Below are 11937 nucleotides of genomic sequence, written 5' to 3' on the forward strand. Positions count from 1 at the left end.
AATTTAAAAAGGAAATAAATGTACTTCTATTTCCTGACCTGATTCAATTTTCGATGCGTTTTCTGGAATTATGGCCAGACAATTAGCGTTAGCAAACGAAGAAAGTTTATAGGATTCTTGGCCCGTTTCAAGATAAACTAAATCATTATTATGCGACGCTTTTAAAAAATGTGTCATTCCAGCCTGCTTTAGATATTCCTTCGTAAGAACCATTTTTTTAGTTTGCAATTTTACGTTGCGTTCGGTCATAATTCCAATAGCTGGAAGCACATACTCATAAAAACAGGTTAATACCGAGGCTGGATTTCCAGGAAGACCAAAAATAACTTTTTCCGCTTTCATTCCAAATAATAATGGTTTACCCGGCTTCTGTTTTATCTTGTGAAAAATGGGATTTACAGCACATTTCTCTAATGCATTCATGGTAAAATCATAATCTCCAACACTTACACCGCCCGAAATTAAAACGAGATCATTTACTTCCAATATTTGTGATAAAAGACTCTGTAATTGATTCAGATTATCCTCAGATCTGTAAATAGTTACGTTATTAATATTCATGAGATTTAATGCGGATTGCAAGGTAAATGAATTGGATTCAAATACTTGACCATATTCTAAATCTTCTCCCGGCAATCGTAATTCATTACCGGTGACTAAAATTCCAACGCTAGGATTAGGATATACTTTGACTTTAGCAATGCCCATACTCGCCAGAAAACCTATACTCGCCGGTTTTAAAACGGTTCCTTTTTCAAGTGCTTTTGTTCCTTTTTTTATTTCAGAACCAATACTTCTGAGGTTAGTTCCTTTATTTAAACTTTCATCATTTACAGTTAGTTTATCTGATTCCACCAATGCTTTTTCTTGCATTAAAACAGTATCAGCAGCTAACGGAACGGCAGCTCCCGTAAAAATTCGGACAGCTTCACCCTGCTTTAATTCAAAAGTTTGTTTGCTTTCAGCTGCAATTTCTCCCACCAATTTATAATCTGAACGATTATCGTCAAAAGCAAAAGCATATCCATCCATGCTGGACTGAGGAAATGCGGGCACATTTTCAGGCGCGTAAATGTCTTCTGCCAAAACCAATCCGTTTGCTTTTTCTAATTGCATCACTGCAACTGGTATCGATTTGACATGATTTGTTATTAATTCCAAAGCGCTGTGTACCGAAATCATTGTTTCCATTTATGCTGAATTTTAATAGGCGTAAGATGCAAATAAAATCAACGAAATGTGTAAGTAATCATGGATTTTATTGGATGTATCAACAAGCATATTTATTCTTTTTCGTTGTGTAAATTTTCATAATCTTCTACTGTGTCAATATCAATAACTCCTTTATCGAAATGTACTGTAGCTACATCCTGTTTTCTTTTTTCGATAATTTTTTTGGCACCAATATCACCTTCAAGCAACATCAGTTCTGGAAAAATCGTTTTGTGAAAAAGGGCAGGAGTTCCCATAATACCGGCATAGGAACAGGCAGAAATGGGTAATCCGGATTTGTCTTGAGCATCAATCAGTTGTTCTATATGCTGATTATTTATGTAAGGTTGATCGCCAACAAGTATTATGACAGCATCAACTTGAGGATACATTTCATTCATGGAAAAAAGCCCTTTTCGTAAAGAACTGGCCATTCCTTCTACCCAGTTTTCATTAAGTACAATATCAAGTCCTGGAACATCGAGATGCGCTTGAATCAAATCAGCATTGGCACCTAAAACGGCAATCACGGGATATAATTTTGATTGGCAAGCCATTTTTGAAACCCGTGTTAAGAGTGTCATACCATCAAATTCAAGTAATTGTTTGGGTTTTCCCATGCGACTGCTTGAACCTGCTGCCAAAATAATTATGCCACATTGCTTTATTTTATGATGCATTATAAATTTTGATATCTTCTATTTGAATGTCTAATGAGTCTCTGGAATGAATGACTTCATTTTTCGTTTTTAGCATGCCACCCATTTTTCCAGTCAATACGGCTTGAATTTCCGCTATAATACTGAGTGCAATTTCTTCTGGTGTTTCTGCTCCAATATCTAAACCTGTCGGACCATAAATTGTTGCCACTTTATCGGCATTTAAATGGATGCCTTCATTGTGTTGTATTTCTTCCAACATGCGATGCAACTTCTTTTTTGGTCCCAAAATACCTATGTAAGGAACAGCAGCAGCACATAATGATTTTAACATATAATAATCACATTTGTAACTGTGCGTTACTAAAACAAAAAAAGTACGATTATCATACGCAAGATGTTCTAAGGCAACATCTGGATTAGCCACTAAAATTTGTGAGGCGGTAGGATATCTTTCTTTGTTGGCATGCGTATCTCTTCGGTCTACGATTCTAAAATCCCATCCCAAGACATCTGCAAACTTCATAAGCGGAATGGCATCATTTCCTGCTCCTAATACCACAAGGGAAACTGGCGGATGCAAGAATTCAAAAAAAGCAGTTACTGATACGTCACCTGATTTGTATTGTTTGAAAACAGATTCGCCATTTTGCATGACATCTGTTATGTCTTTTAAAACAACATCTTCAAACTGTTGTAGCGGTATTTTACCGGAAAGTGTTCCATTTTCTTCTAATAGTAAACAAGTGCCATATTGAATATTTTGATTATTATCCAAATCAAATAAAGTAACCAGAACCGCTTTTTGTCGAACGGCTAATGCTTTACTCAATAATTGTATTGGGTTTTCTTCTTTTTCAGAATCGATGCTTTCGAATAATACTTGTATAAGGCCTTCACATCCTAAATGAATTCCCATTTCTGAATCATCTTCTTTTGAAGTGTCATAAGTAAAAAGAGTATTTTTTTGTTCAGAAATAGCAAATAAGGCTTTTTTTAAAGCATCACCTTCTAAACAACCGCCGCTTATGGCACCGGTAATTCTTCCGTCATCATTCACTAACATTCTGGCACCGGGTCGTCTATAAGAGGAACCATCTAAATGAACTACGGTTACTAGTGCTGATTTTATATTTTTCTGACTGGCAACGTCATATTTTTTAATAATTTCTTGAAGTTCTTTCATTTGAAAATTAATGGAATTATAAATAAATATTTAGGATAAATTAAGGTCAAAAGGCATCTTTTTAATGCGCTTTCCGCTAATTGAAAATATGGCATTCGCCAATGCTGGTGCAAAAGGAGGTAAGCCAGGTTCACCAACGCCTTTTATTTTTCCGCCATCTGCAAGAATATGTACTTCAATTTCTGGTGTTTCATGCATTCGTATCATTGGATTATCATGAAAATTACTTTGCTTTATTTTCCCGTTTTCAATGGTAATTCCCGTTTTTATAGCCGCTGTCAGAGCCATCACGATGGATCCTTCAATTTGATTTTTCACATTATCCGGGTTTACGACTTCTCCCAAGTCAATCACTGCATACACTTTATCAATTTTTATAGTATTGTCTTTTGTAACAGATACTTCGACTACATGAGCACACAATCCCGCAAAAAATTCCCATTGCGCAACACCTCTGCCTTTTCCTTTTGGTAGTGGTTTGTCCCAATTGGAAACTTCTTTTAATTTCAATAAAACTCTTTTGGTATCGGAATCTTTGTCTAGCATTTTTAATCTAAAATCCAAAGGGTCTTTTTTGACTTTATGCGCTAATTCATCAATAAAACATTCATGGGCAAAAGCGACAGTTGAACTGGTTACCGATCTCCATGCGGCTACAGGTACATGAAAATCAGCATACACATATGAGGTTTTAATATTTGGAATTTGATAAGCCTGTTCTCCAATTCCCTCAATCATAATTGCATCGACTTTTGTTTTATCAAAATTTGGACCTACCGAATCAAAATAAGAAGGACTTATCACTTTGTGTTCAAAGCTAACTAATTGTCCTTCTTTTGAGAAACCACCTTTCAACTGTGAGAAAGTCATAGGGCGTACGGCACTATGTTGTGTGGTATCTTCCCGAGACCAAATTACTTTTACGGGTTGCTCTATTTGCTTTGCAATATTTACGGCTTCTATAACATAATCAGTATATAATCTTCTGCCAAATCCGCCTCCAATAAATTTGGAATGTAAAGTGATATTCTCTGGTTTCATTCCAATTTGGCTATGAAGGTCATTTGGTCCTGAACCGGTAATAGCACTTGGAACCTGAGTTGAGGTCCATATATCTACCTTTTCACCATTTACATGTGCGATACAATTCATCGGCTCAAGCGTATGGTGAGCCACCATTGGAGTTTCATAAAAGGATTCCACTGAATTTTCAGGTTCCGTTTTAACGCTTTCTACATTTCCTATATTCTTATCCAGTACACCAGCTTCTTTAGAAAGGTTTCGCAACTTATTTTCATAGTCGGATAAATTGAAATTTTCATATCCATTTGTATCCCATTCAACTTTCAATACTTTCCTGCCTTGAAGGGCAGCCCAGTACGATTTAGCAATAACAGCCACTCCGGAATATAGATATTTTCCAACAGTTGTTTTGGCTTCCACAACTTTAATGACTCCGGGAATTTTTAAGGTTGCATCAGCATCAAAACTTTTTAAAGTACCACCAATTACCGGGGAACGAAATACAGTTGCATATACCATATTGGGAACTTCTACATCAATTCCATACTCTGCTTTTCCGGAAACTTTTAAAGGTACATCTGGTCTTTGAATAGATTTTCCGATAATCTTAAAATCACTTTTGTTTTTAAGTTTCGGTTCTTTAGGAACTTCTAATTTGGAAGCTTCTTCGATTAAATCGCCATAAGAAAGATGTTCCTTTGATAGCTTAGAATGTACGCTTCCGTTTTCGGCATAACAAGATTCAATTCCAACTCCCCATTTAACACTGGCAGCCTTAATCAGCATCTCTTTTGCAGCAGCGCCAATTTTTCTATACGCATCATAATTTCCTCTGATGGAAGAACTTCCTCCAGCTGCCTGGCCGCCGCCAAATTGTTTCTCGCCACTGGTTTGAACAATCGTTATTGCATCAAGCGAAACTTCTAATTCTTCAGCTATAAGAGCTGGAACAGATTGAAAAGTACCTTGACCCATTTCGGGCTTAGTATTGAAAATTGTTATTTTTCCGTTTTTCTCGATTTTTACAAAAGGAGTAAAATTACTGGGTGCATCTGTAATAAAAGCTACGTTTGCAAAACCATTAGAAGTAGCTCCTAACCATAATGCAAAACTTGCTTTACCTGTATTTTTAATAAATTGACGTCTTGATACCATTTAGTTAGTATTTAGAATTTATAATTCTCTCTATGCAACGAATTCAATATGTTACAAATTAATAGGCTTTGTAATCTTTAGTGACAGCTTTTTTAGCTTGTTGTATTTCACTTGGCAAAACTGCCTTAGCTTCATTTCCCCATGAATTTCTGACATAGTTTAAAACATCAGCCACTTGTTCATCAGTTAAATCAGTAACGGGCATTTCTCCATCATAGTTTACACCATTAACTACTATTGGTCCGCGTAATCCAGTTGTAACCACTTTTACCAATCGATTTTTATCTGCAAAATAATCTGATTTTATCAATGTTGGAAAAACGCCTTCTATACCATTTCCTTCTTCCATGTGGCAGGATGCACATTGTGTATTGTAGACCGATTTACCGCGTACAATACTTGCTTTCAAATCAAAATTCTGATTGAATGATTGCAGCGTTACTGCCAATATTAAAACGACTACTATTGAAAAAACTATTTTCATTTTTAATATATTTTTAAAATTAAACTTTTGCTAATTCGAAAGGAAGCTTTCTAATACGTTTTCCTGTCAAATCAAATATTGCATTTGTTAAAGCAGGAGCAAATGGAGGTAATCCAGGTTCTCCAACACCTCCGGCATCTGCATCATTTTCCATGATATGCACTTCAATAGGTGGAATGTCTGTTATACGGGGCATTTTATACGTATTGAAATTATTTTGAACCGTTTTACCATCTTTGAATGTGATTTCATGAATCGTAGCAGCACCTAATGCCATAACAATGCTTCCTTCTACTTGTGCTTTGATTATATCAGGATTTACATACCATCCACAATCAATTACTGCCCAAACCTGATCGATTTGAATTTTATTTTCTGCGTTTTTGGAAACTTTCACAATTTGTCCCACGGTACTGCCAAAACATTCCGTTATAGCAACGCCATATCCTTTGGTTCTGTTTTTCCATCCGGAAACCTCTTCCAGTTTATTCAGTAACTCACTACTTCTCTCGTCTTTAAGATAGGTTCTTCTAAAAGTTATTGGATCTTTCGCTGATTCAGCAGCCAACTCATCCATAAAACTTTCATACGCAAAACCATTGGTAGAAGCATAGACAGAACGCCACCACATAGTAGGTATTGGTGTTTCAAAAGGAATATCAACAATACTTAAATTCTGAATGTTGTCTACGTATGGTTTTAAAAATCCTTCCGTGGCACTTCTGTTGGGAATATCTTTTGCTCCACCTCTCCAATGACTATTGTTCTGACCTGCAATGGAAACTTTAAAAGCACTTATTTCACTATTGGCAACCACACCTTGACAACGGTATGAAACTCCAGGTCTGTACGGACCTTGCGTAGCATCGTCTTCTCTGGACCAGATAACCTGAACCGGTGCATTTATTTCTTTAGAAATCATCGTGGCTTCATGTGGGTAATCCATAAAGGCTTTTCTACCAAATCCGCCTCCAAGGAAAGTCATATTTACAATGACTTTTTCTCTGGCAATTCCTAGTTCTTTACTGATGTAATCTTGAACCCATTCCGGAGCTTGTATTGGCCCCCATATTTCTATTTTATCTTTTTGATAATGGGCAATACAATTCAGTGGTTCCATACAACTGTGCGATTGATATGGAGTAGTATACACGACATCAATTTTCTTTTCTGCTGATTTTATAATGGCGGTTGAATCTCCTTTTGAAACAAAAGAAAGTCCCTCGTCTTTTTGAAGTGCTTCCTCCATTCGACGATAAATATCCTCGGTATTCAAATGTTCAAATCCGGTATCGTCCCAGTCCACTTTTAAGGCTTTTTTTCCTTTCATAGCTGCCCAAACAGAATCAGCCACAACTGCTACACCTTCTCTGAATGTATTAAAAACGCCCATACGAACTATAAAAACTTGTTTTACTCCCGGAATTTTAAGCGCTTCAGTAGCGTCAAAACTTTTTACCTTACCACGAAGTCTGGGGTTTCGTTCCACCATGGCATACAGCATTCCCGGAATCATTTTATCGATACCAAAAACGGCTGTACCATTTGTTTTCAAAGGCGTATCTTGTCTTTGAAGTGGTTTTCTAATTAATTTATATTCGGATGTTTTCTTTAAAACAACATTTTTCGGAATATCAAGTTTTGATGCCTCCAATACTAATTCACCGTAATGTAATTTTTTACCACTTGGTTTATGAATTACATGACCATCTTCTGCATAACATTCCAATTCAGAAACATTCCATTTATTACTGGCTGCTTTTATTAACATTACACGGGCAGTGGCGCTCAGATTCAAAAGGTTTTTATAGGATCCTCTAATACTGGAACTACCTCCTGTAATTTGATTTCCATATTTCACATTATCGCCAGGAGCGAAAACTATGTTTACTTTATCAAGATCTACATGAAGTTCTTCAGCGATTATTTGAGGTATGGATTGATAGACTCCTTGTCCCATTTCGGCTCTGTGACTATAGAGCGTAACTTTGCCTGAAACATCAATGTATATCCATGAATTAAGCTCAATGCCGCGATTCTCAGCATCAAAAGCAGTGATTAATTTAGGTTCTTTAGCATCAGCAGGTAAATAATATCCTAATGTAAGAGCAACTCCTGTTAAACCAGATAGTTTTAAGAATTTTCTTCTTGATATAGTATCTATGTCCATATAAAATATAAGAATAGGTTATTTTAGTACTCTTCTCAAGGCTTGTTTTCTGATGCTTTCTTGATGGCTCGTTTGATACGCGGATAGGTTCCACATCTACAAATATGCCCTTGCATTGCGGCATCAATTTCGGCATCATTAGGAGAAGCATTTTTAGATAATAATGCTGCGGCAGCCATGATTTGACCCGATTGACAATAGCCACATTGAGGAACTTGCTCTTCTATCCAAGCTTTTTGTACGGGATGCGAGTTATCCTCTGATAATCCTTCTATGGTCGTTATGTTTTTATTTGCAACAGCAGCTACAGGCAAAGAGCAGGAGCGAACCGGCTGACCGTTTAGATGAACTGTGCAAGCACCACATTGCGCGATACCACAACCGTATTTAGTTCCTTTTAACCCTACAAAATCTCTGATTGCCCAAAGAAGTGGCATTTGAGGATCTACATCTATTGAATAATCCTTACTATTGATTTTAAGATTAATTATTGCCATATAATATTATTTTTTAAGTAAATGAAAATCAACATATCTGTTACTGCAAGTTAATGAATTTAATAATTTAAAATTTATACAATTCAAATAATATATTACTAAAATCAAAAAATTCAAATTTTGAAAAAAAACATTGGTTTTAAACAGAGAAAAAAGATACATTTTATAATGTTTTTTAAAATTAAAAAGAACGATGATACTACTGAATACCATCGTTCTCTTTACAATTCTGACTATAGCACAAGGCTAAAAGTATAGCGTAATTTAGCTTTTTAGCGAAGCCATATCAATTACAAAGCGATAACGAACATCACTTTTTAGCATTCTTTCGTAGGCTTCGTTGATATCCTGCATTTTGATTACTTCAATTTCAGATACAATATTATGTTCTCCACAGAAATCAAGCATTTCCTGAGTTTCTGCAATTCCACCAATTAGGGAACCTGCTACAGATTTCCTTCCCAGAATCATAGGAACAGTATTCAAAATAGGTTCCAAGCCACCCAAATAACCTACCAAAACCAAAGTTCCATTAGTGTTTAAAGTCCCTACATACGGATTAACGTCATGAACATAAGGAACGGTGTCAATTATTAAATCGAATTTTCCATTTACAGCCTTCATGTGATTCTCGTCAGTTGAAATGACAACAGCATCTGCACCCAATTCGAAAGCATCTTTCTCTTTCTCTGGTGTTCTGGAGAAAAGGGTAACTTCGGCACCCAAACCTTTGGCTAATTTAATGGCCATATGCCCCAATCCGCCTAAACCTACAACGGCAACTTTACTTCCTTTTCCAACTTTCCAGTGGAGAAGCGGTGACCAAGTGGTTATTCCCGCACATAATAAAGGTGCTGTAGCAGCCAAGTCAAGATTAGCAGGCACTTTTAAAACGAAGTCTTCGTCTACCACAATTTTTTCTGAGTAGCCTCCAAAAGTCATTCCGCCTAAATGCTTGTCTGCTCCATTATAAGTACCAATAAAACCGTTAGAGCAGTATTGTTCCAAGTCTTGTTTGCAATTATCGCAGGTTTTGCATGAATCTACCATACAACCTACAGCAGCAAAATCACCTACTTTTAGTTTAGTGACTTCATTTCCTACTTTGGTCACTTTGCCCACAATTTCATGACCGGGAACCGCAGGATATGTGGTAAATCCCCAATCATTTCTGGCAGTGTGTAAATCAGAGTGGCATACACCACAATACAAAATTTCGATTTCAATGTCTTTTGCAGTAGCATTTCTGCGTTGGATATCCATTTGTTTTAAAGGGGCATCAACGGCAACTGTACCGTACGCTTTTACATTTGTTGTTGTGTTCATTTTTAAAGTGTTTTATTAAAAAATAGTATTTATAGTTTTTTGTTTTCCAGAGTCATTTATAATTAAATAAATTTAGTAAATAGTTTGATTACTAGCATAATAAAAAAAATATTGTTTTCGAAAAATCAAATATTATGGAATTTTATCGGGCTTATTTGAGCATGTTTTTTAAAGAAATTATTAAAGTGAGTTAATTCATTAAATCCCAAAGCAAAAGCAACTTCAGATACCGTCCAAGAAGTTTGTTTCAAAAGTATTTTTGCTTCTTGTAATATGCGTTCAGCAATAATTTGTGACGTAGTTTTATCAGTAGTTTCCTTGATGGCTCGGTTTAAGTGATTGACATGCATATTCAATTTTTCTGCAAAATCAGAAGCTGATCTTAAGCTTACACTTTGATGGGTTTCGTCAATAGGAAACTGTCGTTCCAAGAGTTCTAAAAATAAAGCTAAAATCCTTTGCGAAGCATTGAAAGGCTTTTTGTTCATTGGCGACGAAGGTTGCATCTTCATAACAAAATGAATAATCTCGCTTACAACCGTTCGAAGGACATCATATTTATGAATATAATCGGAATCGATTTCATCAAACATGCGCAGGTATACTTCATTCAATAGCTTTACTTGTTCGTCGTTTAATTCAAAAATGTGATTGCCATCGGGCTGAAAAATGGAATACTGGTTGAGGTTTCCGTATTGATGAAAAAAGGCTTGGTCAAACACACAAAAAAAGCCACTTCGGATTCCGTCAGTGTGTTCCCATTTGTAAGGAATCTGAGGATTGGAAAACACCAATGCCTGTTTTTTTAGTTCGATTACTTTATCGGCATATTCTATTTTGCTTTCGCCAATCAGTAAAGTTATTTTAAAATAATCCCTGCGTTTATATGGTACAGGTTTTGCCTGCTTGCCTATATAATTCTCTAGCTTGAATACATTAAAATGCCCGATTTCGTTAAGAATATTTTTAGGCATCCAATCGTATTTTCGTTTATAAAAATCGGCAATGGTTTCTACGCTGTTCATTTTTTGTTTTTTTCTTTTGATTAGGCAATCCTATCGGTTTTTTCTATCCATATCTTTACTTCCGTTTCGGCTTCATTTCTCTTTTTTCCTTGAATCACCAAAAGTTTTCCCTCTTTTTCTTTTCCGCCTTCCATTGCAAAACCTTTGAGTATTCTACTATTGGGACAAAGTTCTTTTATGGTTTGGAAACTGCTATCAACTCCTTACCTAGTATTGGTATTAAATGGAATAATTGTTTTGGCATTTAAATCATATTGCTTCAAAAATGTTTTCATTGGTGGTGGTAACTGCATTCCCCAAGTTGGAAAACCTACAAAAATCACATCGTATTTTTCAATGCTGTCAATCTTCGTTTTTAATAGTGGTAAATGGCCTATTTCATTTTATTAAGAAGAATAACCTATTTTCTTTTGGTTGGTCATACTTTTATTCTTACATGGTCATTGGAAATAACGAAATGATTTAACTTAAGTCTTCAAAAAAGCAAAATTTTATTGGCAGGATATTTTTTCATTTTAAGGATTATCTGATTTTGCAGTTCATTTCTTTTTAGATGGGAACGGACGCATCCACCGTTTTCTAATTCACGACATGCTTACCTGGGATGGTTTGTCCGAGCAAGGACTTATCATCCCAGTCTTGGTGCATATACTACAAAATATTGTGGAGTATGATACTGTACTTGAGTTGTTAGAGCTGATTTTTCAGAAAACATTTGTATATTTTCGCAGTCGAACTCATTAATTTAGTTTTAATTTCAGCGTTTGTTAAGGCAAAATTAAAAAAAATGAACTTAAATATTTTAAAGTTTATTATTTAATCAGTGCCGTTTTCAGAATTAAAAATCGTATCTGAGTGGAAAAAAAGTCAAATTATCCACTCCTTTTCTGTCTAGGATTTGCAAATAAAAAGTATAAAATATTGCCAAATTTTAAAAATATTTTTGCGTTGAATTCTTTACCCAGATAAATGTCTTAAGTAGACTAAATTTTCATAATTAGTTATTGAATTTTGATTTTTTTTCTTAATGAGAATTTAGAAATAAATGTTTTTCTTGTTGAAAATTAAAGAAAAAAATATAAGATTATTTGATTGTCCGCAATTACCCATAATTAAATAAAAGGCTTATATTTGATAAAAAAAGAGCGATGAATCTATTCAATTTTACAGCAAATTTTGGGAGTGAAGAGTCTTGTAGAC

The 11937-nt window shown here is 35.3% G+C and carries 9 protein-coding genes; all 9 read right to left on the minus strand.

Annotation, left to right across the window (positions count from 1 at the left end; genetic code table 11):
• Positions 1-3: 3 nt before the first annotated feature.
• Entirely contained in the window at positions 4-1191 is a 1188-nt protein-coding gene (glp, locus tag QLS31_RS10240; RefSeq protein ID WP_282743771.1) for a gephyrin-like molybdotransferase Glp, read from the minus strand.
• A 92-nt stretch (positions 1192-1283) separates the two neighbouring features.
• On the minus strand, positions 1284-1892 hold the full coding sequence (locus tag QLS31_RS10245) for a nucleotidyltransferase family protein (protein WP_282743774.1): 609 nt from the start codon (positions 1890-1892) through the stop codon (positions 1284-1286).
• Positions 1882-3057, minus strand: coding sequence for an XdhC/CoxI family protein (locus QLS31_RS10250; protein ID WP_282743775.1), 1176 nt, complete (start codon positions 3055-3057; stop codon positions 1882-1884). The genes QLS31_RS10245 and QLS31_RS10250 overlap by 11 nt, the downstream gene beginning before the upstream one ends.
• A 30-nt stretch (positions 3058-3087) precedes the next feature.
• The gene (locus QLS31_RS10255; protein ID WP_282743776.1) at positions 3088-5235 is read right to left on the minus strand and encodes a molybdopterin cofactor-binding domain-containing protein; all 2148 of its coding nucleotides are present in this window, start codon (positions 5233-5235) and stop codon (positions 3088-3090) included.
• 58 nt (positions 5236-5293) lie between these two features.
• Complete coding sequence (locus tag QLS31_RS10260) at positions 5294-5719, minus strand: cytochrome c (protein WP_282743777.1); 426 nt, start codon at positions 5717-5719, stop codon at positions 5294-5296.
• 19 nt (positions 5720-5738) lie between these two features.
• Positions 5739-7889, minus strand: a complete 2151-nt coding sequence (locus QLS31_RS10265) for a molybdopterin cofactor-binding domain-containing protein (protein ID WP_282743778.1) — start codon at positions 7887-7889, stop codon at positions 5739-5741.
• A 35-nt stretch (positions 7890-7924) separates the two neighbouring features.
• The gene (locus tag QLS31_RS10270; RefSeq protein WP_282743779.1) at positions 7925-8386 is read right to left on the minus strand and encodes a (2Fe-2S)-binding protein; all 462 of its coding nucleotides are present in this window, start codon (positions 8384-8386) and stop codon (positions 7925-7927) included.
• A gap of 264 nt (positions 8387-8650) precedes the next feature.
• Positions 8651-9712 (minus strand): NAD(P)-dependent alcohol dehydrogenase, encoded by a 1062-nt coding sequence (locus tag QLS31_RS10275; protein ID WP_282743780.1) that lies wholly within the window; start codon positions 9710-9712, stop codon positions 8651-8653.
• Positions 9713-9837: 125 nt separating this feature from the next.
• Positions 9838-10737, minus strand: a complete 900-nt coding sequence (locus QLS31_RS10280) for a helix-turn-helix domain-containing protein (RefSeq protein WP_282743781.1) — start codon at positions 10735-10737, stop codon at positions 9838-9840.
• Positions 10738-11937 lie beyond the last annotated feature (1200 nt).

This window comes from Flavobacterium sp. XS2P24, assembly GCF_030010285.1.
In the GTDB taxonomy this organism is placed as follows: domain Bacteria; phylum Bacteroidota; class Bacteroidia; order Flavobacteriales; family Flavobacteriaceae; genus Flavobacterium; species Flavobacterium algoritolerans.

What these genes read in the sequence shown, in the direction of transcription:
- glp (WP_282743771.1), bottom strand. Translation starts at nt 1,191, where the DNA reads ATGGAAACAATGATTTCGGTACACAGCGCTTTGGAATTAATAACAAAT.
- QLS31_RS10245 (WP_282743774.1), bottom strand. Translation starts at nt 1,892, where the DNA reads ATGCATCATAAAATAAAGCAATGTGGCATAATTATTTTGGCAGCAGGT.
- QLS31_RS10250 (WP_282743775.1), bottom strand. Translation starts at nt 3,057, where the DNA reads ATGAAAGAACTTCAAGAAATTATTAAAAAATATGACGTTGCCAGTCAG.
- QLS31_RS10255 (WP_282743776.1), bottom strand. Translation starts at nt 5,235, where the DNA reads ATGGTATCAAGACGTCAATTTATTAAAAATACAGGTAAAGCAAGTTTT.
- QLS31_RS10260 (WP_282743777.1), bottom strand. Translation starts at nt 5,719, where the DNA reads ATGAAAATAGTTTTTTCAATAGTAGTCGTTTTAATATTGGCAGTAACG.
- QLS31_RS10265 (WP_282743778.1), bottom strand. Translation starts at nt 7,889, where the DNA reads ATGGACATAGATACTATATCAAGAAGAAAATTCTTAAAACTATCTGGT.
- QLS31_RS10270 (WP_282743779.1), bottom strand. Translation starts at nt 8,386, where the DNA reads ATGGCAATAATTAATCTTAAAATCAATAGTAAGGATTATTCAATAGAT.
- QLS31_RS10275 (WP_282743780.1), bottom strand. Translation starts at nt 9,712, where the DNA reads ATGAACACAACAACAAATGTAAAAGCGTACGGTACAGTTGCCGTTGAT.
- QLS31_RS10280 (WP_282743781.1), bottom strand. Translation starts at nt 10,737, where the DNA reads ATGAACAGCGTAGAAACCATTGCCGATTTTTATAAACGAAAATACGAT.